Consider the following 25,015-nt stretch of genomic DNA (forward strand, 5'->3'; position numbering starts at 1 on the left):
GCCTTGGTGAGCGATGACGGGGAGGCGGGATGACGTACGTTCAGTATCCTTACGCGACACTGGTGAGCCTAGGTGGAAATCTGACCACCCTTGCTGATCAGTTGGAGACGGACCATCGCGGGGTCGTCGACTGCGACGGCCTGACCGATGATCATTCCGATATCCAGGGCGCGATCTCCGATTTCCGCGACGAATGGAAGACCAGCCTGCTCGAGCTGATGAACAACATCGGCGAGTGGGGCGGGCTCTCCAGCGCGATCGGCAAGATGGTCGCCGACTTCGACACCCAGACCGCCGCCGCGTTGCGCCCCACCGAATCGTAGGGGTGCCGCGTGAGCGACGTGTCCATGCTCGATCCGCTGCCCGCGCACGACCTGAAGCTCAACCCCCACGCCCCGCACCCGGACTTCCCGTGGTTCATCGGGGTCCCCTCGGACTGGGTGCTGCTCGACACCAATCCGGAGTCCTGGCAGCGCAGCGCCGCCCGAATGGTCGACGACCGGTTCTTCGGGCAGCGGCTGCGCGCCGCCGAGCGCCGCGAGGTGCTCCAGTTCGTCGAGCAACTCGTCGCCGACTGTCAACGTGCCGGCGCGTCGCTGAGCCTTGTCCAACTGGGTCGGATGTCCACCGGTGCGGTGGGCAGCGCCGGGCTGCACCTGGGCTGGTTCAATTCGGCGCCCCAGCCGGCCGGCCTGGCCCTGGTCCGGCAGACGTTGCCGCGCACCGGCACGGCGGAGGAGGTCGAGACGCCGGCCGGGCCGGGGGTGTTGCACCGCGACGTCGCGTCCACGGTGCCACCGGGCGGCCTGACCCGGGTCCGTTCGACGGTGTTGCAGCTGTTCTTGCCGTTGCCCGGCACCACCTGGACGGCCGTGCTCAGCGCCGCGACGCCGCACCCGGAGATGGAGCAGGTGCTCACCGACGTGATCGTGGCGGTGGCCCAGAGCATCAGGCCCGCCGACCCGGACGACGTGGCGGCCGCCCACGAGGCCGAGCGAGCCGACGACCATGACTGACGATCGGGCAGTCGCGACGACGACCGCCGACCGGGCTGGGCTCGGCCGTGCCTGACGGGCGGGACCGGGTGGTGGTCGAGGCGCACGCGCTGCGTACCGCGACGGCCAAGGCCGCGCTGCTGCACGGGTCCCGGCGCGGCCCACGCGACCTGCGCCGTCCCTACGCGACGGTGATCGCCAGCCTGGTCGTCGGCGCCCTGCTGCTTGTCGCGGTCTGGGCGATCACCAGCATCGGCGGCCTGCTCGCGCAGCAGCGTCAGAAACGAGGGCTGGCCCCGCCGCCGGCCGCCACGCAGCCGGCGGCGGACGCGGTGCGTACCTTCCTCGTGCAACTGGCGGGGCCGGCGGACCGGTCCGGGCCGACCACGGCGACCGCGCCCCGCACCACGCTGATCGGCTGATCAGCGGATGCGGCCGGCCCCCGGCTCAGCCGGCCGCCCAGTCGAAGCCACCGAAGACCGCGATCACCAACGGCGCGAGGCTGACCACCGCGAGCACCTCGGCCAGGTCGAAGAGCTGCCGCAACCGGGCGGCGCCGACGTCGTCCAGCCGGGGACGGCCGGCCCAGAGCACCGCACCCGCCACCACCAGGGCGCCGACCACGGCCAACCAGGCCCGCACCGCCTCGTCGGCATCGGTGAGCCGGACGGCGTCGAGCACCACCACGGTGGCCGCCGTCACCGGCGGGACGAGCATGGGCAGCACCTGACCGAAGCGGGTGAAGACCCGCGACCGCAGCGCGAACACCAGACCCAGCACCGCACCGAGCAGCACGCCGACACCGGCCGGACCGGTCAGCAGCACGACGCAGGCGGCGGTCGCGGCCAGCGCGACGCCGACCACCGCACCGGACAGCACGGTCTGACCTCGGCGGACCGCCGCCGCGACCAGGTGCCGGCCGACCCACTGGCTCTCCTCCTGCCGGCGCAGCAGATCGACGAGGCGGGCCGAGCTGAGCGCGAGCTGCGGTGCCAGCCCCACCGCGAAGACGACAACGACGGACCCCACGGCCGCCGCCTGCTGCGGATCGAGCCCGGCGGCGAGCAGCACGGTGCCGAGCCCGCCGAGCACCGCCACCGCGAGCCCGCCGGCGGCGACGCCGTACCACCGCTCCCCCGCCAGGACGAACAGGGCGGCGCCGAGGCCGGCACCGAGGGCGCCGGCGGTGAACCAGGCCGGCTCGGGCCAGTCGGCCGCTCGGGCCACCGCGATGCCGGCGACCAGCCAGGCCGGCACGGCGGCGGCGATCAGGAGCGTGCCACCGGGTCCGCCGACCAGGCGGCCGGCCAGCACCGCCAGTGCGGCCACCGTGAACAGCATGGCCGGGGCCGCCGCCACCGGCACCGGCATGGTGGTGAGCGCGTACGTGAGGGTCAGCACCACGACACCGGCCAGTGCCGCGCTTCCCGTCCTGCGGGCGGCGTCCCGCCATTCGCTGCCGTCATCGTCCAGAGTGGCCTGCACCTCGTCCACCACGTCGTCGACGAACGGCGGCAGGGGCGCCTGCTCGGGCGGGGTCAGGTAGAGCGTCTCGGCGTCGATGATGCCCGCCTCGTCCAGGGAGCGGCGCGGGTCCAGCCCGCCAGCGGCCACCGTGGACAGTTTCCAGCGCCCGGCGGCCTCGGGCGTGAGCGAGAGCAGCTCGCACACCTGCGGCACGAACTCCAGCACCGGTCGCGCCGCGGGCAGGCTGATATCGAGGCTCCGCCCGCCGGCCACCACTGTCACTCGGGTGAATCGGGTTGCCATGACCCTCCGTCCCCGCACGGTCGGCTCAGTGTGTCGACCGGTACTACTCTAGGCAGTCGGAGCACTACCGGTAACCCGGCCGAGGCACTGATCGGTTCGGCCCGAAAGGGGTCGCGATGACGCAGCGGGTGATCCACCGACCGGCCCGGGTCCCACCACCGGAGCCGGAGCCGACCGCGCTCGACGTGGTCTCACCACCGGCGGTGCCTGACGGCGGCGGTGGGTTCGCGGGCGTCATGCAGGTATTCCTCCCGATCATGGGCGGGGCCGGCATGTTGCTCATGATGATGGCGAACAAAAACCCGATCATGATGATCGCCGGGCTCGGCATGCTGGTGGCCACCGTGTTCGGGGGGATCGCCGCGTACGTCACCCAGCGCACCGGCGCGGCGCGCCGCTTCGCCCGACAACGGCAGCGGTACCTGGAGTACGTCGACCGGATCCGCGACCAGATCCGCGCGGACGCGGTCACCCAGCGGGCCGCCGCGCAGCACCGGCACCCCGCGCCGGAGGTGCTGCCGGACCTGCTCCGTGACCCGCACCGCCGGTGGGAGCGGCGGCTGGCCGACCCGGACTTCCTGGTGCTGCGGGTCGGGCACGGGCAGGATCGCCTCTGGCGCCGGGTCACCCTCCAGGCCGACGAGAACAACCCGATGGTCGACCTGGACCCGGTCACCCTGGCCGCCGCCCGGCTGGTGGTGGACCGGGACCGGCTGCTCGACGGCATGCCGGTCGCGGTGCCGGTCACCGGCGTGGTCTCGGTCGTCGGCAGCCCGGCCGCCACCCGCAACCTGGTGCGGGTGCTGGTGGCGCAACTCGCCACCCTGCACGCCCCGGACGACGTACGCCTCGCGTGGTTGCTCGGCGGCACCGCCGGGCCGGAGTTCGACTGGCTGAAGTGGCTTCCCCACTGCCTGCACCCGAGCGAGTACGACGGGCCGGCCCCGCAGCGGCTGGTGGCCGCCGAGCCGATGGCGCTGGCGTCGCTGCTCACCGCGGAGCTGTCCCGGCGCGTCGGTGAGGTCAACCGGGCCCGACGGCTGGGCGATCCGCAGCACCGGTTCCGGGGCAGTCGGCTGGTCGTCGTGGTCGACCAGATCTCCGCCGGGCGGGCTGACCCGCTCGGTCACCTCGAAGCCGGTCTCGCTCCGGACGACCTGGGCATGGCGGTGGTGGTGCTCGTCGACGACCAGCAGCACGAGCCGTCCCATGTGGACGTGCGGGTGCTCTGCGAGGACGACCGGGTCACCGTGCAGGACCTGCGCAAGGTCACCGACACCCGGGCGCAGGCGATCCTTGCCGAGCGCGAGCGGTTGCGTGGCGCGCCCGCCGGCACCGTCGACAAGCTCGACCTGGCGGAGATGGAGCTGCTGGCCCGGCGGGTCTCGCCGCTTCGGCTGGTGGCCGACACTGTGGACGACGCCCCGCTGGAGGCGACTGTCGACCTGCGGGGGCTGCTCGGCATCGTCGACGAGGCGAGCTACGACGTGCGTTCACTGTGGGCGCCCCGGATGCTTCCGGACTTCCTCACGGTGCCGTTCGGGGTGGGCACGGACGGCAACCCGGTGCACCTGGACATCAAGGAGGCCGCGTTGGGCGGCATGGGCCCGCACGGGCTCTGCGTCGGCGCGACCGGCTCCGGCAAGTCCGAGGTCCTGCGGACACTGGTGCTCACCCTGGCGATGACCCACCCGCCCGAGCGACTGAGCCTGGTGCTTGTCGACTACAAGGGCGGCGCGACCTTCGCCGGCTTGGAACACCTGCCGCACACCTCGGCGATGATCTCGAACCTGTCCGACGACGCCGGCCTGGTGGACCGGCTGCACGACGCGATCCAGGGGGAGATGAAGCGCCGCCAGCAGATCCTGCTCGACGCCGGACAGCTGGCCAACATCACCGAGTACAACAGGCGACGTGACGCGGGCCGGCCGCTGCCACCGCTGCCCAACCTGATGGTGATCATCGACGAGTTCAGTGAGCTGCTGACCGCCAAACCGGACTTCATCGAGTTGTTCATCGCCATCGGCCGGATCGGCCGGTCGATCGGCATCCACCAGATGCTCGCCTCGCAGCGGTTGGAGGAGGGTCGACTGCGGGGGCTGGAGTCGTTCCTGTCGTACCGGCTGGGGTTGCGCACCTTCAACGAGCAGGAGAGCCGCACCGTGCTGGGGGTGCCCGACGCGTACCGGCTGCCCCCGCTGCCCGGATCGGGCTACCTGAAGGTCGACACCACGGTCTTCGAGCGGTTCAAGGCGGCGTACGTGTCCGGCACGTACCGACCGCCGGCCGGTGAGGAGGTGGTGGACGCCGCACCCGACCCGACGGTCTTCCTGATGTACAACGTGGCCCGGCACCTGCCGAAGCCGTTGACGACGGAGGAGTCGACCGAGGCCGACGAGAGCGTCTCGGCGCCGAGCACCCTGGACGTGGTGGTCGACAGGTTGCGCGAGCACGGCCGGCAGGCGCACCGGATCTGGTTGCCGCCGCTACCGGCCGCGCTGCCACTGGACGCCGTCGTCGGCCCGCTGGAGACCGATCCGGCGTACGGCCTGGTGGCCCCGGTGGAGCGGCGCGGGCGGCTGCGGATTCCGCTCGGCCTGCTCGATCGGCCCACCGAGCAGAAACAGGAACCGTTCGTGCTGGACATCTCCGGCGCCGGTGGGCACGTCTGTGTGCTCGGCGCGCCGCAGACCGGCAAGTCGACGTTGCTGCGCAGCCTGGTGGCCGGTGCCGCGCTGACCCACACCCCGCAGGACATCGCGTTCTACGGCGTCGATGTCGGTGGCGGCGCGCTGAACGCGCTGGCCGGGCTGCCGCACGTCGGCGGGGTGGCCGGTCGGCTGGACCCGGACCGGATTCGCCGGACGGTGACCGAGGTCAGCACGCTGATGGCCGAACGGGAGGAGCTGTTCGCCGCACACGGCATCGACTCGATCGACACGATGCGGCGGATGCACCGGGAGGGCCGGCTGCCCGAGTTGGCCGCCGCCGACGTCGTGCTGGTGATCGACAACTATCCGGTGCTGAAGACCGAGTTCGAGGATCTCGCCGAGCTCGTCCAGGACATCGGCTCCCGGGGGCTCGGGTACGCCGTACACCTGGTGTTGACCGCCGGTCGATGGTCGGACCTGCGGATGCAGCTCCAGGCGGTGATCGGTTCGAAGATCGAGTTCCGGTTGAACGACCCGCTGGACTCCACGATCAAGCGGCAGGCCGCCGAGAACCTACGCGCCGACACCCCGGGCCGTTGCCTGACCCAGGACGCCCTGACCGCGCACATCGCGCTGCCCCGCATCGACGGCAGCGACGACGTGACCACCCTGGCGAAGGGGCTGGACGACCTGGTGTCCCGGGTGGCGACGGCCTGGACCGGCCCGTCGGCCCCGGCCATCCGGATGCTGCCCACCATGATCGGGTACGCGGAGGTGGCCACCGGGCTCCCCGCCGACGGGCGGGTCCGACTCGGGCTGGACGAGGCGGAGCTACGGCCCACCATGCTCGACCTGTTCGGCACCGACCCGCACCTGCTCGTGTTCGGCGACTCGGCCAGCGGCAAGACCTCGCTGCTCCGTCTGCTGGTCCGGGACCTGACCGCGCAGTTCACCGACGAGCAGTTGGTCTTCGCGGTCATCGACCTGCGGCGCACCATGCTCGACGCGGTGCCTGACGACTATCTGGCCGCGTACGCCGGCACCGCCACCGCCGCCCAGGGTCTGGTGCAGGGTGTCGCCGGCGAGATTCGCAACCGGCTACCTCCGGACACCCTGACCGTCGAGCAGCTCCGCAACCGGTCGTGGTGGAAGGGGCCGGAAGTCGTGGTGCTCTGCGACGACTACGACCTGCTCTCCGGTGGCGGCGCCGGTCCGTTGGCACCGTTTCTGGAGTTCTTGCCGCAGTCGAAGGACCTCGGCTTCCACCTGGTGTTGGCGCGCCGCAGCGGTGGCGCCGGCCGGGCCGTCCACGAGCCGGTGCCGCAGCGGATGAAGGAGGTCGGCTGCGCCGGTCTGCTGCTCTCCGGCGAGCGGCAGGAGGGTCAGCTCTGGCCGCAGGCCCACCTCTCCGTCCAACCACCCGGCCGGGGGCGGCTGGTGCGTCGGGGCCGTCGCACCACGCTCGTGCAGTTGGCCTACGTCGAGTAGGCGGACGCCGGTCCCCGCCCGGGTCAGAACCCGGGCGGGGAGCGGATCACTTCAGGTGGAACCGGTCGTCGACCGCGAGGGCCGCCAACTGCGGCACGGAGAAGGGCAACGAGTCCAACGCCGCCCGGGTCCCGTCGAGCTTCACGCCCTGCGCCACGTAGACCACCACGCCGTCGGGGTGCCGGTACGCCGACCACTGGTCGAGCCGGTCGTCGCTGCCCGGTCGGACCACCACGCCGACCTGCGCCGCTCCGACGGTCTCGACCCGGCATTCCCCTTGCATGCCCCAGAAGCCGCGGGCCAGGGCGCACGGCTCGGTCGGCAACTGGTTGCCGGCGTCGTGCACCTCGACGATCACGCGCCCGGTGCCGCCGCCCTGGGCCACGGCGACCGAGGACAGGTAGCTCCACCGGTCGACGCCGTTGACCTTCTCCTCGAACTGCGCCTGGTGGGTCCGCAACATCCGCTGGTCGGCCGGCTGGTCAGGCGGATCCTCCGGCGCGGTGTAGCCGGCGGGCACCACGGAGACGACCTCGTTGAGCAGGTGGACCCCCCGGTCGTGCTGGGAGCCGGCCCGCGCGGTCCGGTCCTCCTGCGGTTGACCGTCCGGCCCGGTCGGCCACGGCTCCTTGGTGTCCGTCGACGGATCCGGGTTGCCCGGCAGCCCCACACCCGCGGGTTGGTAGACGTCGCCGCCCGGAGGGCCGACGGCCGCGAACCCGGCGACCGCCAACACCACCGCCGCCGATCCGAGCGACACCCACACCGCGCGTCGGCGGAGGTGCGCCCGCCGTGCCGCACCGAGCGTGGCTTCGGTACTCAATGGTGGTGGCGGGCTGACGCTCGCCATCTCCGTGCGCAACGCGTCGCGCAACTCTTCGCCGTTCATCGCTCCCCCATCTCGATCCCGCTGTAGGTGGGTGCCAGGAGGCCGCGCAACGTGTCGAGCCCGCGTGCGGCCTGGCTCTTCACCGTCCCTGGAGAGCAGTCCAGCAGCGTTGCGACGTCCTCGACCGACTGGTCCTCCCAGTAGCGGAGAACCAGCACCGCCCGCTGGCGCGGTGCGACGCGGGCCAGCGCCTGGAGCAGCACCAGCCGGCTCTCCGGCGAGTCGGCGACGGCCGCCTGCTCGGCGTCCTCGCTCCCCACCCGTTCGCGCCGCCACCAGCCGCGACGCCGCTCGTCGAGGAACGTCCGGACCAGGATCTGCCGGACGTAGCTGTCGAGCACCTCGTGCCGCGAGATCCGGTGCCAGACCCGGTAGAGCTTGACGAACGTGGTCTGCACCAGGTCTTCGGCCCGGTGCCAGTCGCCGCACAGCAGGTACGCGGTGGAGCGCATGGCAGCGGACCGTGCCGCGAAGTACTCGGCGAACGCCTCGTCGCGATCGCTCATTCAGGCCTCCGATCCCCGTTTCGAGATAGTCACGCGGGGTCTGGCCCGGGAGGTTGCTCCGGAACTCGCGTGGGTGTCACGGGATCAACGCCGAACGGCGTCCGGAGGCGACAGTCCCGACGCCGGGAAGACGCGAGGCACACTCACCTCACCTTGACAGGTGTCGATCTGTGCACTGGTGTAAGGACCAGGTACACCGATGTTTCGTCAGGAGGGCACATGATCGTCCGACGACGGTGGACAGCTGCCGCCACCACAGCGATCCTGTTCAGCGCAGTGCTGTCCCACCCAGGCCCGGGAAGCGCGGCACCCGCCGATCCCGCTCCACCGATCACCCTAAGCACCACCGAAACCGCACTGGTCCGCATGCAGCTACGCGATCAGGCACAGCTCGACCGGCTGGTCGCCGCCGGCGCGGACCTGGCCAACCGGCCCCGGGCCCGGGACGGGCGGATCCTCGCCGACCTGGTGCTCACCGGCACGCAGCTCGCCGAGCTGACCGCACAGGGTGCGACAGCGGTGCAGATCGTGCAGCGCGCCGGGGACGGCAGCCGGCACCACGCCGAGAGCGTCCGCGCGGCGCAGGCCCGCACCGCGGCCGGGCTCCGCGCTCCGGCCGCCGACCAGCGGACCACCGCCGCCGCCGCCGTGGACACCCTCCAGGTGCAGCAGGCGTACTGGTGGACCACCGGTGGGCAGACGTTCCTCCAGGCCCAGGTGGCGACCACCGCCACCGACGACCCGGACGTGGAGATCACCGTCAGCTGGCGGACGGCCGACGGCGCCACCGGCTCCTTCCCGCTGTTCCGGTTCGAGGACTCCGGTGAGTACCAGTACCACTACGCGCTCCCCCAACCGGTGCCCGGTCGGCCGGTGCGGCTGACCGCCACCTCCAGCCTCGGTGGGGTGAGCCGGGTGATCACCCCGACGCTCTGGCCCAACGCCACGCCGCCACCCCTGCCGGCCGGTTACCAGAAGGACTTCATCGACGCGTACCTGACGCCGATCGACATCCAGGCGCGGATCAAGCGGCTGGCCCGCCAGTACCGGGACCTGGTGGACGTGATCGACCTGCCGAACAAGACCCAGGGGTACCGGCGCAACGCGGTCGCGTACCTCGGGGACCCGGCCGTGGCGGCCGTGGTGGTCGAGTCGGTCCGCTTCGGCGACCAGGGCATGAACGGCGTGCAGGTGCGCACCGTCGACCCGGGCCGGCCGAACCGGCCGCTGACCGTCGGCTACCGCGATCGCGTCCTCACCGTGGCACTGGCCACCGACACCGCCGGCAAGACGGTGAGCACCACCGACGAGGTCGCGGCGGCGATCAACGCCCGCCAGCCGAACCGGTTCCGGGCCACCGTCGAGGACGGCTCGGCCGGGCTGCCCATGCCGGTCGCCGGCCCGGCCCGGCTCGACGACGGGTTGCTGGGCACCGAGGTGCCGGCCCGGCCGTGGACGGTGCAGGCGCTGCGCCTCGGCGTACACCGGGACGGCTCCCGGGTCGGCGTGCTCGCGTACTCCCAGGAGCACGCCCGGGAGTGGGCCACGCCGCTTGTGACGCTGGAGTTCGCCGAGCGGATGCTGGCCAACTCCCGGACCGACCCGGCCACCCGTGAGCTGCTGGAACAGGTCGACATCTTCGTCATCCCGACGGTCAACCCGGATGGCGCGAACTACTCGTTCAACGACTTCAACATGCAGCGCAAGAACCTGGTCAACCACTGCACCGGACCGGCCCGCGACCCGAAGAACCGCACCTCGTGGGGTGTCGACGTCAACCGCAACTACACCGTCGGGTCCTACTTCGACGGGTACGTGGGCGCCAGCGCCAACTGCCTGTCCGGCACCTACGCGGGCACCGCCGAGCTGTCCGAGGCGGAGAGCAGCAACGTGATAGCGCTCGCCCAGGCTCACCCGAACGTCAGGTTCGCGATGAACGTGCACTCCTACGGCGGGTACTTCATGTGGCCGCCGGGGGCGTACCGGGCCGACGGCAGGGTCACCCTGCCCCGGCCGTCGATCGACGAGTCGACGCTGTTCCTCGACAGCGCCCGGCGGATCGTCGGCGCCATCGCACAGGAGCGCGGCACCGTCACCTGGCCGTCGCAGACCGGTCCGGTCGCCGACGTGCTCTACTCGGCCGCCGGCAACTCGGCTGACCAGCTCTACTACGAGCTGGGCATCTTCGCCTGGGACTTCGAGGTCGGCAACGACCGGTGGAACCCGGCGACCGGCGAGTGGGAGGGCGTCGGCTTCCAGCCGCCGTTCGACGAGGCGCACGGCGAGTCCCAGGAGTACGCGGGCGGGCTTGTGGAACTGGTCCGGGTGGCACGCGACTACGCGGCGGCCCAACCCGCTGCCTGATCCTCCCGGCGGCGCCGGGATCGAACGACCCCGAACGGGGTGACAGTCGGACCGGCCGGCCGCGGATGAACCGTGGCCGGCCGGGTAAGCAGCGGCCTTGCCTGGTGGGGAGACGACCGGTGTCGCGGTGTGCCGCGACCGGGCGTACGGGCGGGCGGCGTCGAGCCGACCCGCCCGTACGCGACCACTATCAGTTCGAGGAGATCCAGTTCCAGGCCGAGACGACCCACTCGGTCTGTTGGAGCCACGCCACGCCCACGCCGACGAGGAACACCGCCGTCGCCAGGTGGGCGCCTCGGGCGCTGCGCCGCACCCGTCCGAGCTGCCGCTCCCACACCACCCGGCCGACGAACCGGGACAGGGCGAACAGGCCGATCGCCACCAGCAGGCTGAGCACCAGCACCAGCAGCGGGCCACTCAGGTCACCCTGGCCGGAGAGCGCCCAGATCCCCCAGCACACGAACGCGAACAGCCCCGCCGCCGCGCTCCACTCACCGCCGCGCCGCAGCTGCGCCATCCGCCAGCTCAGCGGCCGACGCGGAGCCGGCTCACCGGGCCAGCCGGTGCCTGTCGGCTCCTGCTCGACCACCGGGAACGGCTCGGTCCGCGGGCTGCGCGGCTGACCCACCGGAGCCACGCCCCGGCGGAACCCGTCGCGCTGCGGCGGCACCCCGACGCCGGCCTGCGGTGGCACCTCCACGGTCCGCTCCGCCCACGGCTGCGTCTGGTCTGCCATCTCGTCCTCCCCCTGACCGACGGCATCACCGCCGCCTGAATCCGAGGGTAACCAGCCGGCAAACAGGTCGCCGACCCCGCCCGAGACACGGACCGGCACGACAGTGCCGAATCGCACACCGGGCAGGGTACGGTCGGCTGATGGGTGACCCCGACCGACGACGGCGACGGCTACGCCACCACCCCGACCCCGAGCCGGCCGGTCGGAGCACCGACGGCCCGACGGCCAACACCACAGGCGTGCACGACGGTGACGACCCGCCCCCGCGCCGCCGGAACTCCGGCGGCGACGAGCGCGACGGCGAGCGGGGGCTACGCGGGCTTGTCGGTTCCGGTTCGTCCCAGGTGGGGCTCAGCGCCGCGCTGCGGGCCCGGGACGCGGCCCGGCCGACCGACGACGACCTGGCCGAGGCGGAGGCCCGGGTGGTGGTCGTCCGACGCAACTGGGTGCCCCGCGAGGAGTTGCCCCGCCCGCCGCGCTGACCCGGCGGGTCAGGGCAGCTCGGGCAGCTGCCGGGTGCGCTCGTACTCGGCCACCTGGGCGATCCGACGGGCATGCCGCTCGTTACCGGAGAACGGCGTGTTCAGGAAGGCCTCGACGATGCCGGTGGCGTCGTCAAGCGTGTGCTGGCGGGCGCCGATCGCTACCACGTTCGCGTCGTTGTGCTGGCGGGCCAGCTGGGCGGTCTCCACGCTCCAGGCGAGCGCGGCGCGGACCCCGGCGACCTTGTTCGCGGCGATCTGCTCACCGTTTCCGGAGCCACCGATGACCACACCGAGGCCCGTCTCGTCGGCCACCACCTGGTCGCCGGTGTGCAGGCAGAACGTCGGGTAGTCGTCGTCCGGGTCGTAGCTGTGCGGGCCGACGTCGACCACGTCGTACCCCTGTTTGGCCAGGTGGTTGGCCAGGTGCACCTTCAACTCGAAACCGGCGTGATCGGATCCCAGGTAGACGCGCATACCGCGCAGTCTCTCAGGCCGCGCTCTCCGACGCCGCGCGGGCGGCGTCGGAGAGCCGGGTTCGTCACACGGTCGGGTCCGCGACCGCTCAGCGCGGCAGTTCCGCGACGACCAGACCGCCGCGCGCCTTCGGGGTGAACCAGGTGCTCTTGCGGGGCATCTTCTCCCGGGCCAGGTTCACCGCGACGAAGTCCGCCACGGTCACCGGGGCGATCAGGATCGCCAGCTCGGCCCGGCCGGCATCGACCTCACCGGTGAGCCAGCGCGCCGGGTAGTCACCGCCGACGTAGGTGATCCGCTTGTCGCCCGGGTCCAGACCGAGCGCGTCGCGCAGCAGCAGCCGCTCGACCAGGGCGTGGTCCAGGTTCTCCAGGTCACCGGCGGCGGTGGCGGGCAGCCGCACCGCGTACCCCTGGTCGCCGAGGCGCAGATGCACGGTGCCGCCGGCCGTCGGGACCTCGACCGGGCCGTCGATCGGCTCGACCTCCGCGCCCGCCGCGCGCAGCCGGTCGAGCAGCTCGGTCGGCGTGGTGGTCAGCTCGCTGACCAGCCGGTTGTAGGGCTGGATGGCCACCGACGCGGGCGTTGTGACAACGGCCAGGAAGCGCGGCAGCCCGCCGGTCTGGGCGGCCAGGCTGCGGTGGTTGCCGTCGGCGACGACCAGCTCCCCACCACCGGCGAGGGCGGTCAGCGTGGTCTGCTCCGGGCCGGGGCCGAGCAGCCAGATGGCGTGCGTGCGGCCGGCCTGGTCGGTGTCCGTCGCGGCGGGCGCGCCGGCCGTCTCGGTCGCCGCCGCGAGGGCGGCGTGCAGCTCGTCGCCGCGCCCGGTCTGGAGCAGGAGTACGGGTGAGAGCAGGTGGCCCAGCGCCTCGGCCAGCGCCACCCGCTCGCGCACCTTGGCGATGAAGACGTCCTCGTTGCGGATGACCAGGCCCGGCTCGTCGGCCCGGGTGGAGATCTGGTCGGTGTCCACCATCGCGAACAGCCCGTACGCCGACTCCTCGCCGGGCGCGCTGATCCGGTAGAGCACCACCACCTGCTCGGCGGGGGTGTAGCTGCCGTCCGCCTTCGCCTCGGCGAGGCGGGCCACCGCGTCCGGCAGCGCGTCGAGGAACGACGTGCCCAGGCTCTGCGGGGCGCGATGCGGCATCTCGATGCCGAGAGCGCTGTGCGGGTTCGCCTCGATGATCGCGGTGATCTCCGCGTCGTCGGCGAACTCGTCGTAGTTTTGCGCGCCGGTGCCACCAGTGGTGACCCACGCCCGGGAGATCGGATGCACGACGGTCATGCCCACTGACGCTACCGGCGGCGGTGTCGCCGCCGACGGGGACCCGCGTGGGGTCCACCAGATGAAAGTGCCGAGCCGGTCAGCTGGCGCGGTCGGACGCGCCCCGGCGGTGCCTGCCCGCCGCTGCCGGTCCGGCGTTGCCCCGTCGACCGGTCGCGGCCGGCCCGGTGTTCACGGCGCGGCGGGGCGACGCGGGCGGCCCCGGCACCGGACGCTCGGGAGGCGGGGCCGGCACCGGTCGCGGGCTCAGCGGCGGCGTCGGCACCGGACGCGGGGCGGCGGGCGCCGGCGGGGGTGGCGCGGGTTGGGCCGGCGCGGCAGCCGCCGGCTCGGCCGGGGTCAGCCGGGAGGTCACCGGAACCCGGGCCACGCCGACCACGATGGGCGGGGCGAGCAGATCCACCACGTGGGCGGGTAGGTCGGGGCGGACCGCCGGCCAGCGGGAGTCGTCGACCGACCAGTAGGCCGCGCCGGGAGTCTCGATCACCCCCGGCCGGGTCAGTTGATCGTCACCGGACGCACGGTGCTTGGCCATCGGGAATGCCTCCACGAACTGCGGGGTGCGGCCCTGCGGGTCGCTGCGGCGGACATGCAGGCCAACGACCAGTCCGTCTCCCGGTGACGGGGCCGGCACCGCCGACCCACGACACGCCGAACGGACGCGGCGCGGCGCGGCGCCGCCCCCCGGAGGGCCGCCCCGCCCAGGCCGGGCGTGGACAGGGCAGCCCACCGCGGCTCAGTCGAAGGTCGGGTCCTGCTCACGGGTGCGCTTGAGCTCGTAGAAGCCCGGGGTGCCGGCGACCAGCAGAACGCCGTCCCAGAGCCGACCGGCGGCCTCCCCCTTCGGGGCCGGGGTGATCACCGGGCCGAAGAACGCGACAGGGCTGCCGTCCGGGCCGGGCGCGTGGACGACCGGAGTGCCGACGTCCTGCCCGACCGGGCGCATGCCGGCCTCGTGGCTGGCCCGCAGCGCCTCGTCGTAGTCGGTGCTCTCGCCGGCCGCCGCCAGCGCCGGGTCCAGACCGGCCTCGGTCAGCGCGGCGACGAAGAGCTCCCGGTTCCGCTCCTGCTTGCCCAGGTGGATCCGGGTGCCGAGCGCGGTGTAGAGGGGGCGCAGGGCCTCGTTGCCGTACCGCTGCTCGGCGGCGATGCAGACCCGCACCGGACCCCACGCGGTACGGAGGAAGGACTTGTAGTCCTCGGACAGCTCGTCCCGGCCCTCGTTGAGCACGGCGAGGCTCATCACGTGAAAACGGATGTCCACGTCACGGACCTGCTCGACCTCGAGCAGCCAGCGGGACGTGATCCACGCCCACGGGCAGGCCGGGTCGAACCACATGTCGGCGGTGACACGATCGGTCACGGTGAGATCCCTTCGCGACGGGGCGCCGGCAGTCCGACGTCTCAGAGAAATCTTCACCCCGCGGCGCGTCGCGCGGCAGCGGAATGAGAGCGTGACCTCGGCCACCGCGGGCTGCCCGTACATGGAAGACTCGGATCGGGCTGGCCGCCACGAGCGGTCGGCGAACGGGCGCCGCCGGGCGTACGGCGAGATGTGGGATGGAGACAAACAGTGCCGGGAGTGCGCAACCTGACGCAGGTCGAGGCGACCGAGCGGGCCCGCCTGCTCAACGTGACGGGGTACGACATCAGTCTGGACCTGTCAAGCGCCGTGCTGGCGGTCGAGGGCCGCACGTTCCGGTCGACGACCGAGGTCCGGTTCCGCTGCGCCGAGCCCGGCGCGAGCACGTTCATCGAGCTGGCCGCCGAGTCGGTGCGGTCCGCGACGCTGAACGGCACGCCGGTCGACCTCTCCGACTGGTCCGCCGAGAAGGGTCTGGTCCTGTCCGGGTTGGACAGCGACAACACCCTGGTTGTCGACGCCGACTTCGGTTACTCCAACAGCGGTCAGGGTCTGCACCGGACGGTGGACCCGGAGGACGGCGAGACGTACCTCTACAGCCAGTTCGAGACGGCCGACGCGCAGCGGGTGTTCGCCTGCTTCGACCAGCCCGACCTGAAGAGCGTCTACACCTGGCACGCCACCGTTCCGGCGCACTGGCGGGCGGTGTCCAACATGCCCGTGCAGCGGGAGGAGCCCGCGGGTGAGGGGCTCAAGACGCTGCACTTCACCGAGTCTCCCCGGATGAGCACCTACATCACGGCGATGTGCGCCGGGCCGTACCACGAGGTGCGCGACAGCCACGACGGCATCGACCTGGGGGCGTTCTGCCGGGCCTCGATGGCGCAGTACCTGGACTCCGACGACCTGTTCCTGATCACCAAGCAGGGCTTCGACTTCTTCCACGAGAAGTTCGGCGTGCGCTACCCGCTGCCGAAGTACGACCAGCTCTGGGTGCCCGACTTCAACGCCGGCGCGATGGAGAACTTCGGCTGCGTGACGCACGCCGAGTCGCACTACCTGTTCCGCTCGCAGGTCACCGACTTCGAGTACGAGCAGCGGGCCAACACGATCCTGCACGAGCTGGCCCACATGTGGTTCGGTGACCTGGTCACCATGCGCTGGTGGAACGACCTGTGGCTGAACGAGTCGTTCGCCGAGTGGGCCAGCCACTGGTGCAACACCAACGCCACCCGGTTCACCGAGGCCTGGACGACGTTCCTGTCCATCCGCAAGAACTGGGGCTACCGGCAGGACCAGCTCTCCTCCACCCACCCGGTCTACACCGAGATGCCGGACATGGAGGCCGTCGAGGTCAACTTCGACGGCATCACCTACGCCAAGGGCGCGAGCGTGCTCAAGCAGCTCGTCGCGTACGTGGGCGAGGAGCCGTTCGTGGCCGGGCTGCGGGCCTACTTCGGCAAGCACGCCTGGGGCAACGCCACCTTCGACGACCTGCTCACCGAGCTGGAGGCGGCCTCGGGCCGGGAGCTGCGCAAGTTCGCCGCGCAGTGGCTGGAGACCGCTCAGGTCAACACGCTGCGTCCGGAGGTGACGATCGGCGCGGACGGCACGTACGAGCGGGTGGCGGTCCTGCAGGAGGCGCCGACCGCGTACCCGACGCTGCGGACCCACCGGATCGGCGTGGGTCTGTACGACCTGGCCGACGGGCGGCTGGTGCGGCGCGAGCGGCACGAGGTGGACGTGACCGGCGAGCGGACGGACCTCGCCGAGCTGCGCGGCGTCCGGGCCGCCGACGTGCTGCTGCTCAACGACGACGACCTGAGCTACACCAAGCTGCGCCTCGACGAGCGGTCGATGGCGACAGTGGTGCAGCACATCGGCGGCTTCGAGTCGTCGCTGGCGCGGGCGCTCTGCTGGACGGCGGCCTGGGACATGATCCGCGACGCCGAGCTGTCGGCCCGCGACTACGTCGCGCTGGCGCTGACCGGGCTGCCCGCGGAGACCGACATCAACCTGGTCACCGCGACCCTGCGTCAGGCGACCACCGCGATCACCCTTTACGCCGATGCGGCCTGGGCGCCGACCGGTTGGGCCGAGCTGGCCCGGACCGCCCGTGACGCGCTCGCCGCCGCCGAGCCCGGCAGCGGGTTCCAGCTGGCCTGGGCGCGCGCGTTCACCTCGGCGGCCCGCTCCGACGAGGACCTGGCGACGCTGCGCGGCTGGCTGGACGGCGTCGGCGCGCCGGCCGGGTTGACAGTGGACACCGAGCTGCGCTGGTCGGTCCTCGCCGCGCTGGTGGCCAACGGCGCGGCCGGCGCCGCCGAGATCGAGGCGGAACTGGCCGGCGACCGCACCGCCAGCGGCGAACGGGAGGCGGCGTACGCGCACGCGCTGGTGCCGACGGCGGAGAACAAGGCGGCCGTCTGGGCGCTGCTGACCGGCCCGGACTCCCTGCCCAACTGGCGCAACCGGGCGCTCCTGCAGGGCCTCTCCCACCCGGCTCAGGTGGACCTGATCACGCCCTACCGGGAGCGGTACTTCGCGGCGGTCGGCCAGGTGTGGGCCACCCGGGACAGCGAGCCCGCGCAGGAGTTCGCGCAGCTGGCGTACCCGATCTACCTGGTGGAGGACGACACGGTGGCGGCCACCGACGCGTGGCTGGCCGGTGACGGGCATCCCGGCCCGCTGCGCCGGCTGGTCGCCGAGGGCCGCGACGGCGTGGTGCGGGCGCTCAAGGCCCGCACGAAGGACGCCCAGCAGAGCTGAGCAGCGACGAGACCGGGCCGGCGTGGGTGCGAACCGACGCCGGCCCGAAGCTGGATCCGTCCGCCTGGCCCCGTTGACACACCGAAGCCCGGCCACGCTGCGAGCGGGCCGGGCTTCGTCGTGCCAGGGAGGGCTCAGCCCTTGCCGGCGTGGCTGGCGAGCTGGTCGAGGCCGTTGATGATGCCGCCGGCCAGGTCCCCGCCGCTGAACGCGCCCGCCATGGAGAGCGCGGCCAGTTTGGCGTACGTGTCGGGGATGCGCTTGCGCGCGTAGCGCCCGGTGATGATCTCCAACTGACGCTGGTTGGGTGACACCGCGATCAGCACCGACTTGTCGGGTTCGGCGAGCTGGCGGTGCAGCCGCTGGGCGTGCTCCCGGATCGGCTCGTCGAGACCGCCGACGAAGACCGAGAAGACCAGACCGGTGCCCTTGTCGGCCAGGCGCAGCGCCTCGTCGATGCGCAGCAGCTGGCGGGTCGAGAACGGCCCGTCCAGCACCTCGGGCGGATTGTCCGACCCGGCCTGCTTCTCACCAACGGTCACTTGCGCCTCCGGTTCCACCGGCCGGCGCGTCGACGCTGGCCTTCTCAAGCTTGTGGCTGGTCAGCGCGGGCGCCTGCGCCCCCGCCGTCAGCGCGGTGCCGGCCGAGTCGGCCAGCTGCTCCGGACGGCCCAGGAACCAGACCGGAGTGAAGTCGAAGGGCCGGCCCGGCCGGTAGCGCTTCGCGCCACCGCCACCGCCGGTGGCACCCCCACGGCTACCGGCGTACGACAGGCCGGCGATGACCAGCACCGCGGCCACCGGGATGCCGACGAAGACCAGCAACGTCTCGGTAACAGACAATCCCAACGCCCCCAGGCGGAAGAAGGACGACCTCGAACAACCGGGTCGGATGAGCGATCATGATGCCGACCGCCCGACTCCGTCGCCATTCACGTTAGCGGAGTCGACGGCCCGCCAGATTGCGGGGTGCCGATCCCACCCGTCACTGGAGTTCTCCAGTTGCGCAGCGGTAGCGATGAGCCGCGCGTCGGCGCCGTACCGGCCGGTGAGCAGCACCCCGACGGGCAGGCCGTCGGTCGTGGCGCCCACCGGCAGGGAGACGGAGGGATCGCCTGTGACGTTGAAGATGGCGCAGTAGGGCGAGAAGCGGCGTTGCCTGTCGAAGTCGGCAGCCGGGTCACCGTCGGCGGTGAACCAGCCGACGGGTGCCTGCGGGGCCGCGAGGGTGGGACAGAGCAGCAGGTCGCACCCGGCGGTGCGACGGGCACCGGAACGGACCTGCGCCTGCAACTCCCCGAGGGCGGCGGCCAGGACGCCGGCGGAGATCTGGGCGCCGCGGGCGCGCAGCAACCGGGTCAGCGGCAGCAACTCCGCCTCCCGCTGGGGCGGCACCGGGGTGAGCGCCAGCACGTACCAGAGGATCTCGAACAGCGGCCACGCCGCCGGCCCGAGCGGCGGCGCCACCTCGACCACCTCGTGGCCGGCGGCGGTGAGCAGCGCGGCGGCCCGGTCCACGGCGGCCACGCAGTCGGGGTGCACCGGCTCGTCGGCGAGCATGGGCGTGGTGAACCGGCCGATCCGCAGCGGGCCGGGCGCGGCGCGGCGCGCGGCGGCCAGGTAGCCGCCCGGCGGCGCGATCGGCGGCAGGTAGGGCTCGCCGGGGACCGGCACCGCCATGACGTCGAGCAGCGCCGCGACGTCGGCGACGGTCCGCCCGAGCGGGCCGCTGGTGGGCAGGCCGAACGCGCCGGAGCCGAGCGGCCCGCCGGAGACGAGGCCACGGCTGGGCTTGTAGCCGACGAGGCCGCAGAGCGACGCCGGGATCCGCAGCGAGCCGCCGCCGTCGGACCCCTGGGCGACCGGGACGAGCCCGGCCGCGACCGCCGCCGCCGCGCCGCCGCTGGACCCGCCCGCCGTGTACGCCAGTTGCCACGGATTGCGGGCCGGTGGCGCGACCCGGCCCTCCGAGTAGAGCGAGCAGCCCAGCTCGGAGGTGGTGGTCTTGCCGAGGCTGACCAGGCCGGCGGCCTTGATGAACCGGACCACGTCGGCGTCGACCGGCGGGACGAAGTCGATGAAGGCGGCCGAACCGAAGGTGGTGCGGACCCCGGCGGTGAGCGTCAGGTCCTTGATCGCGGTCGGCACGCCGTGCAGCGGGCCGCGCGCCTCGGTCGGCGCGGCGTCGGCGGCGCGGGCGGCCTGCCGGGCGAGGTCCTCGGTGACGGTGACGAACGCGCCAACTGTGTCGCCGAGGGCGGCTACCCGGCGTAGGTGGTGCTCGACCAGGTCGACGCTGGACAGCTCGCCGCGGGCGATCGCGGCGGCCTGCTCCAACGCGGTCAGGTCGTGCGGCTCGGCCATCCCGTCATCCTGCCGGCCGCCAGCCCTTCGCGCAGCCGACACGCACTGGCGACCGGAAACGGACCAACCGGACCGCGGAAGAGCCCCACGCCACGCCGGCCCGCAGATCTTGGACAGTTTCCGTCACGCGCGGACGGAAAGTGTCCAAGATCTGGACCGGCGGCGCCCCTCAGCCGTACAGGAAGCGCAGGGCGTTGGCGGAGCGGAGCTTGTCGCGCTGGGTGTCGGTGAGGAAGTCGGCGTCGCGAACGACAGCGCCGGCCGGGCGTTCACCCAACGGGTACGGGTAGTCGCTGCCGACAAGCACCCGGTCCTCCCCCAGCGTGTCGACGAGCAGCCGCAGCGCGGGCGGCGCGAACACCACCGAGTCGACGCTGAACCGGTCGACGTAGCTGCTGGGCGGGGCGGCGGACGCGCCACGGACCAGGTCGCCCCGGCGGTGCCAGGCGTTGTCGGCGCGGCCGAGCCAGAACGGGAAGCTGCCGCCACCGTGCGCGAAGCAGATCCGCAACGTCTCGGGTACCCGGTCGAAGACGCCGCCCAGGATCATCGCCAGCACCGACAGGTGCGTCTCGGCGGGCATCCCGGTGAGCCACCGGGCCATCCAGCGGTCCAGGCGCGGACCGCCCGGCATGTCCCACGGGTGGACGAAGACGGGCGCGCCCACCTCGGCGCAGTGTCGCAGGAAGGTGACCACCCCCGCGTCGTCCAGGTCCCGGTCGCCGACGTGGTTGCCGATCTCCACGCCCACGTGCCCGGCGGCCAGGCTGCGATCCAGCTCGGCGCACGCGGCGTCCGGGTCCTGGAGGGGCACCTGGCAGAACGGCACAAGTCGGTCGCCACCGGCAGCGGTGACCTCCAGGGTCAGGTCGTTGAAGATCCGGGCGACCTTCACCGCCTGGTCGGCCGGGCGGTCGTAGCTGAAGAAGACCGGCGTCGGCGAGACCACCTGCACGTCCACGCCGTCGTCGTCCATGTCGGCCAGCCGGCGCGACGCGTCCCAGCACTCGGCGCCGACCGGGCGGAACTCCGCCTCCCCCACCATGATCATGGCGGCGCGCTCGGAGTCGACGCGCAGCCACGGCCAGCCGGACCCGCCGCACGCCGCGCCGAGGTCCGGCCACCCCTTCGGTACGACGTGCGTGTGCACGTCGACCACCCCTGCGGGCATCAGCCCCGGCCCGGGTGCAGGGTGCCGCAGTTGGCGCAGGTACGGGCGGCCTCGTCGGCGTAGAACGCCTGGAAGACCGGCGGCAGGTCGGCCGCGATGTCGCGGACCTGCAACTCCACCTCGTACACCTTGTGCCCGCACTCGGGGCAGTACCACTGGAAGGTCTCCAGGGTGCCCTCTTCACGGACCCGCTCCACGACCATGCCGATCGAGCCGGCCTCCGGCCGCTGTGGCGAGTGCGGGGTGTTCCGCGGCAGCATCCACATCTGACCCTCGCGCACGTGCACCGTACGCGGCCCCTGCGGGGTCATCAGGTTGACGTGCATGTTGCCCTTGACCTGGTAGAAGAACTCCTCGTACGGGTCCACGTGGAAGTCGGTGCGCTGGTTGGGCCCGCCCACCACCATCACGATGAAGTCGTCCCCGCCGGGGAACATCTCCCGGTTGCCCACCGGCGGCTTCAACAGGTGCTTGTTGTCCGCGATCCAGCCCGGGAAACTGAACGGCTCGGCGATCTCACTCACGACTGACCTCCGGAGGACAGAACGGCCACGGCCTGGATCTCGATGAGCAGGTGCGGGTGCGGCAACTGGTGCACGGCCACAGTGGTGCGGGTCGGACCGGACGCGTCGAAGAACTCCGCCCACACCTCGTTGTAGCCACCGAAGTCGTTCATGTTGACCAGGTACGACGTCACCTGGACGAGGTCGGTGAGGTCCGCGCCGACCGAGCGCAGCAGGTCCCGCACGTTCTCGATGACCGCCCGGGTCTGCACCCGGATGTCGAGGTTCGTCGTACCGAACTCGTCGACCGACACGCCCGCGAAGCTGTTGTCCGGCCGCCGGGACGACGTACCGGAGACGAAGACGAACCCACCCGCGACCCTGACGTGCGGGAAAGCCCCCCGCGGCGTGGCCTTTCCGGCCACCACCCGCGCGGTCACGACGACGCCCGCAGCGACGCCGTGCCGAGCTTCTCCACAACGGCACGGACGTGCGCGCCGGGTCGCAGCGGAACGGCGGCCGTGGCCGCGCCGGCCAGGAACACCCAGCCGGACTCCAACCGCACCCCGTGCCGGCCGGCCAACCGGATGCCCTCGTCGAGGGCCCGCCGCGGATCGCCGAGGATCGCCGCCGTCGAACCGACCTGCGCCACCCGACCGTCGACCTCCAGCAGCACGCCCAGGTTGTCCAACCCGTCGGGCACCGGCGACCACGGCCCGATCACGAACGCGGCGGCCGAGGTGTTGTCGGCGACCACGTCCGGCAGCGCGAAGCGGAAGTCCGCGTACCGGGAGTCGATCAGCTCGATGGCCGGCGCGACAGCGCGGACGGCGGTGGCGAAGTCGCCGACCGGCTCGCCCGGCTCGGGGAGCCGGTCCAGCAGGAACGCCACCTCCGGCTCCACCCGGGGATGGATGTACGCGGACAGGTCCACGACGCCGCCGTCGGGCACCCGCATCGCGTTGGTGAGCCGCCCCCAGATCACCTCGTCCACGCCGACCTGGGCCATCTTCGCCCTGCTGGTCAGCCCCATCTTCAGGCCGACCAGCCGCTCACCGGCGTCGAGACGGCGCTGGAGCAGCGCGGCCTGCACGGCGTACGCGGCATCCACGTCCAGGCCGGTCTCGGCGGCGAGCTGCGGGATCGCGGTGGCCGTGGCCGCTGCCACGCCCAGCTTCTCGGCGATCCCCGCGACGTCCGGTCCGATCATGACTGCTGCTCCTTGCCGGCCAGGTCGAGTGCGACGTCCACGATCATGTCCTCCTGGCCGCCGACCATCCGACGCCGGCCCAGCTCGACAAGGATCGACCGGACGTCCACGCCGTACTTGGTGGAGGCCCGCTCGGCGTGCCGCAGGAAGCTGGAGTAGACCCCCGCGTACCCCAGGGAGAGCGTTTCCCGGTCCACCTGGACCGGTCGGTCCTGCAACGGGCGGACGATGTCGTCGGCGGCGTCCATCAGCGCGAACACGTCGCAGCCGTGCTTCCAGCCGTGCAGCTCGGCGACCGCCACGAAGACCTCCAGCGGCGCGTTGCCGGCGCCCGCGCCCATCCCGGCGAGGGAGGCGTCGACGCGGACGGTCCGGCCGGACGGCGAGCCGAGCGGTCCGGCGCCGAGAATGCGGCCGTGCTCGACCGCCAGCACGCTGTTGGCCACCCCGAGCGACAGGTTGTGGTGCGCGTGGATGCCGATCTGCGTCTCCGGGGCGAGGACCTGCCGGTACGCGTCGACCCGCTGCGCCACGTCGGACATGAGCAGCCGGCCGCCGGAGTCGGTCACGTAGACGCAGTGCGCCCCGTACGACTCCATGAGCTTGGCCTGCCCGGCCAGCCCGGCCGGATCGTTCATGTGCGACATCATCAGGAACCCGGCCACGTCCATGCCGTTCTCCCGGGCCCAGGAGATGTGCTGGGCGGAGATGTCCGCCTCGGTGCAGTGGGTGGCGATCCGGACGCTTGTCACCCCGAGCGCCTTCGCCGCCTTCAGGTCGGCGATGGTGCCGATGCCGGGCAGCAGCAGGGTGGTCAGTTTCGCGGTGGTCAGCACCTCGGCGGCGGCGGAGATCCACTCGGCGTCGCTTGCCGCGCCGTGGCCGTAGTTGACGCTGGAACCGGCCAGCCCGTCGCCGTGCGCGACCTCGATGGCGGCCACCCCGGCGGCGTCCAGCGCGGCGGCGATGGTGCGCACCTGGTCGACTGTGTACTGGTGGGCGATGGCGTGCATGCCGTCGCGCAGAGTCACGTCCTGGATGTACAGGTCGGTCATGGCGCGGCCACCTCCGAGGAACGCAGGGCGACCAGCCGCTCCGCGGTGCGCAGCGCGGCGGAGGTCATGATGTCCAGGTTGCCGGCGTACGCGGGCAGGTAGTGCCCGGCTCCGGAGACCTCCAGGAAGACCGACACCTGCAACGCGGTGAGCTGCCGCCCGAGCGTCGGCAGGTACGCCCGCACCCGGTCGAACTGCAGGTCCTGCTTGAGCCGGTAGCCGGGCACGTACTCCTGCACGGCCGCCACCATGTCGGCCACGGAGGCGGCGATGGCTTCGGTGTCGGCGTCGGCGTCCGGGCAGAGGCAGTAGACGGTGTCGCGCATCAGCAGCGGCGGGTCCGCCGGGTTCAGCACGATGATCGCCTTGCCCCGTTCGGCCCCACCGACCACCTCGATGGCCCGCGCCGTGGTCTCGGTGAACTCGTCGATGTTGGCCCGGGTGCCGGGCCCCGCCGACCTCGACGCGATCGAGGCGACGATCTCCCCGTACGCCACCGGGGTGACCCGGCGGACGGCGGCGACGATCGGCACTGTGGCCTGCCCGCCGCAGGTCACCATGTTGACGTTCGACTCGTGCAGGTGCTCATCGAGGTTGACCGGCGGCACCACGTACGGGCCGAGCGCGGCCGGGGTCAGGTCCACCACCGTCCGGCCGTGCGCGCGCAGCACCTCGTCGTGGTGCCGGTGCGCGCCGGCCGAGGTGGCGTCGAAGACCAGCTCGACGTCGGCGAACTCGGGCATCGCGACGAGGCCGTCCACACCGTCCGCGGTGGTGGCCACGCCGAGCCGGCGAGCACGCGCCAGACCGTCGGAGGCCGGGTCGATGCCGGCCATCGCCACCATCCGCAGGCTGTCGCTCAGCCGCAACACCTTGATCATCAGGTCGGTCCCGATGTTGCCGGAACCGAGCACCGCCACGCCGGTCACCGCGC

24 protein-coding genes are annotated in these 25,015 nt (G+C 72.5%); 7 read left to right on the plus strand and 17 right to left on the minus strand.

Features of this window, described 5'->3' with window-relative positions; genetic code table 11:
* The first annotated feature begins 29 nt into the window (after positions 1-29).
* Genes ACQPWW_RS27945 through ACQPWW_RS27955 form a run of 3 tightly spaced genes read left to right on the plus strand, consistent with a single transcriptional unit; the run spans position 30 to position 1,417 of the window.
* The gene (locus tag ACQPWW_RS27945; RefSeq protein ID WP_433126622.1) at positions 30-323 is read left to right on the plus strand and encodes a hypothetical protein; all 294 of its coding nucleotides are present in this window, start codon (positions 30-32) and stop codon (positions 321-323) included.
* A 9-nt stretch (positions 324-332) separates the two neighbouring features.
* Positions 333-1,016, plus strand: coding sequence for a hypothetical protein (locus tag ACQPWW_RS27950; RefSeq protein ID WP_433126623.1), 684 nt, complete (start codon positions 333-335; stop codon positions 1,014-1,016).
* 47 nt (positions 1,017-1,063) lie between these two features.
* Positions 1,064-1,417, plus strand: a complete 354-nt coding sequence (locus tag ACQPWW_RS27955; RefSeq protein WP_433126625.1) for a hypothetical protein — start codon at positions 1,064-1,066, stop codon at positions 1,415-1,417.
* Between the two features lie 25 nt (positions 1,418-1,442).
* Here the strand turns inward: ACQPWW_RS27955 and eccD are convergent, their stop codons facing one another.
* A complete protein-coding gene (eccD, locus tag ACQPWW_RS27960; protein WP_433126626.1) occupies positions 1,443-2,765 on the minus strand; it encodes a type VII secretion integral membrane protein EccD in 1,323 nt (440 codons plus the stop codon).
* 116 nt (positions 2,766-2,881) lie between these two features.
* On the opposite strand from eccD, the gene eccCa reads away from it, so the two are divergent.
* Positions 2,882-6,904, plus strand: a complete 4,023-nt coding sequence (gene eccCa / locus ACQPWW_RS27965) for a type VII secretion protein EccCa (protein WP_433126628.1) — start codon at positions 2,882-2,884, stop codon at positions 6,902-6,904.
* A 46-nt stretch (positions 6,905-6,950) separates the two neighbouring features.
* Here eccCa and ACQPWW_RS27970 read toward each other — a convergent pair whose 3' ends face one another.
* Positions 6,951-7,793 (minus strand): hypothetical protein, encoded by an 843-nt coding sequence (locus ACQPWW_RS27970; protein ID WP_433126629.1) that lies wholly within the window; start codon positions 7,791-7,793, stop codon positions 6,951-6,953.
* The gene (locus ACQPWW_RS27975; protein WP_433126631.1) at positions 7,790-8,299 is read right to left on the minus strand and encodes a SigE family RNA polymerase sigma factor; all 510 of its coding nucleotides are present in this window, start codon (positions 8,297-8,299) and stop codon (positions 7,790-7,792) included. Before ACQPWW_RS27975 ends, ACQPWW_RS27970 begins: the two co-directional genes overlap by 4 nt.
* 219 nt (positions 8,300-8,518) lie before the next feature.
* Between ACQPWW_RS27975 and ACQPWW_RS27980 the strand changes: the two genes are divergently transcribed.
* Positions 8,519-10,663, plus strand: a complete 2,145-nt coding sequence (locus ACQPWW_RS27980; protein WP_433126632.1) for a M14 family zinc carboxypeptidase — start codon at positions 8,519-8,521, stop codon at positions 10,661-10,663.
* A 190-nt stretch (positions 10,664-10,853) separates the two neighbouring features.
* Here the strand turns inward: ACQPWW_RS27980 and ACQPWW_RS27985 are convergent, their stop codons facing one another.
* Entirely contained in the window at positions 10,854-11,399 is a 546-nt protein-coding gene (locus ACQPWW_RS27985; RefSeq protein ID WP_433126634.1) for a hypothetical protein, read from the minus strand.
* A gap of 140 nt (positions 11,400-11,539) precedes the next feature.
* Between ACQPWW_RS27985 and ACQPWW_RS27990 the strand changes: the two genes are divergently transcribed.
* Positions 11,540-11,881, plus strand: a complete 342-nt coding sequence (locus ACQPWW_RS27990) for a hypothetical protein (RefSeq protein WP_433126635.1) — start codon at positions 11,540-11,542, stop codon at positions 11,879-11,881.
* A 9-nt stretch (positions 11,882-11,890) separates the two neighbouring features.
* Here the strand turns inward: ACQPWW_RS27990 and ACQPWW_RS27995 are convergent, their stop codons facing one another.
* The 4 genes from ACQPWW_RS27995 to ACQPWW_RS28010 all read right to left on the minus strand — a co-directional run bounded on the left by ACQPWW_RS27995 (position 11,891) and on the right by ACQPWW_RS28010 (position 15,009).
* A complete protein-coding gene (locus ACQPWW_RS27995) occupies positions 11,891-12,358 on the minus strand; it encodes a ribose-5-phosphate isomerase (protein WP_433126637.1) in 468 nt (155 codons plus the stop codon).
* An 88-nt stretch (positions 12,359-12,446) separates the two neighbouring features.
* A complete protein-coding gene (locus ACQPWW_RS28000; RefSeq protein WP_433126639.1) occupies positions 12,447-13,646 on the minus strand; it encodes a DUF1015 family protein in 1,200 nt (399 codons plus the stop codon).
* Between the two features lie 79 nt (positions 13,647-13,725).
* A complete protein-coding gene (locus ACQPWW_RS28005; protein WP_433126641.1) occupies positions 13,726-14,181 on the minus strand; it encodes a hypothetical protein in 456 nt (151 codons plus the stop codon).
* A gap of 201 nt (positions 14,182-14,382) precedes the next feature.
* Entirely contained in the window at positions 14,383-15,009 is a 627-nt protein-coding gene (locus tag ACQPWW_RS28010) for a mycothiol-dependent nitroreductase Rv2466c family protein (protein WP_433126642.1), read from the minus strand.
* A gap of 219 nt (positions 15,010-15,228) precedes the next feature.
* On the opposite strand from ACQPWW_RS28010, the gene pepN reads away from it, so the two are divergent.
* Positions 15,229-17,778 (plus strand): aminopeptidase N, encoded by a 2,550-nt coding sequence (pepN, locus tag ACQPWW_RS28015; RefSeq protein WP_433126644.1) that lies wholly within the window; start codon positions 15,229-15,231, stop codon positions 17,776-17,778.
* Between the two features lie 134 nt (positions 17,779-17,912).
* On the opposite strand, the gene ACQPWW_RS28020 is transcribed toward pepN, so the two are convergent.
* The 9 genes from ACQPWW_RS28020 to ACQPWW_RS28060 all read right to left on the minus strand — a co-directional run bounded on the left by ACQPWW_RS28020 (position 17,913) and on the right by ACQPWW_RS28060 (position 24,962).
* Positions 17,913-18,320: a DUF5130 family protein gene (locus ACQPWW_RS28020; RefSeq protein WP_433126646.1), complete on the minus strand. Its 408-nt coding sequence runs from the start codon at positions 18,318-18,320 to the stop codon at positions 17,913-17,915.
* Positions 18,307-18,627, minus strand: coding sequence for an aa3-type cytochrome oxidase subunit CtaJ (ctaJ, locus tag ACQPWW_RS28025; protein ID WP_433126648.1), 321 nt, complete (start codon positions 18,625-18,627; stop codon positions 18,307-18,309). The genes ACQPWW_RS28020 and ctaJ overlap by 14 nt, the downstream gene beginning before the upstream one ends.
* 51 nt (positions 18,628-18,678) lie before the next feature.
* A complete protein-coding gene (locus ACQPWW_RS28030) occupies positions 18,679-20,142 on the minus strand; it encodes an amidase (protein WP_433126650.1) in 1,464 nt (487 codons plus the stop codon).
* Positions 20,143-20,311: 169 nt separating this feature from the next.
* Positions 20,312-21,313, minus strand: coding sequence for an amidohydrolase family protein (locus ACQPWW_RS28035; RefSeq protein WP_433126652.1), 1,002 nt, complete (start codon positions 21,311-21,313; stop codon positions 20,312-20,314).
* Positions 21,313-21,837, minus strand: a complete 525-nt coding sequence (locus tag ACQPWW_RS28040; protein WP_433126654.1) for a 3-hydroxyanthranilate 3,4-dioxygenase — start codon at positions 21,835-21,837, stop codon at positions 21,313-21,315. The genes ACQPWW_RS28035 and ACQPWW_RS28040 overlap by 1 nt, the downstream gene beginning before the upstream one ends.
* On the minus strand, positions 21,834-22,256 hold the full coding sequence (locus ACQPWW_RS28045; protein ID WP_433126656.1) for a RidA family protein: 423 nt from the start codon (positions 22,254-22,256) through the stop codon (positions 21,834-21,836). Before ACQPWW_RS28045 ends, ACQPWW_RS28040 begins: the two co-directional genes overlap by 4 nt.
* Positions 22,253-23,026 (minus strand): 2-keto-4-pentenoate hydratase, encoded by a 774-nt coding sequence (locus tag ACQPWW_RS28050; protein ID WP_433126658.1) that lies wholly within the window; start codon positions 23,024-23,026, stop codon positions 22,253-22,255. The genes ACQPWW_RS28045 and ACQPWW_RS28050 overlap by 4 nt, the downstream gene beginning before the upstream one ends.
* Complete coding sequence (dmpG, locus tag ACQPWW_RS28055; protein ID WP_433126659.1) at positions 23,023-24,081, minus strand: 4-hydroxy-2-oxovalerate aldolase; 1,059 nt, start codon at positions 24,079-24,081, stop codon at positions 23,023-23,025. Before dmpG ends, ACQPWW_RS28050 begins: the two co-directional genes overlap by 4 nt.
* Positions 24,078-24,962 (minus strand): acetaldehyde dehydrogenase (acetylating), encoded by an 885-nt coding sequence (locus ACQPWW_RS28060; protein WP_433134607.1) that lies wholly within the window; start codon positions 24,960-24,962, stop codon positions 24,078-24,080. The genes dmpG and ACQPWW_RS28060 overlap by 4 nt, the downstream gene beginning before the upstream one ends.
* Positions 24,963-25,015 lie beyond the last annotated feature (53 nt).

Origin of the sequence: Micromonospora sp. CA-240977, assembly GCF_050942285.1 — a bacterium.
Classification (GTDB): Bacteria; Actinomycetota; Actinomycetes; order Mycobacteriales; family Micromonosporaceae; genus Micromonospora.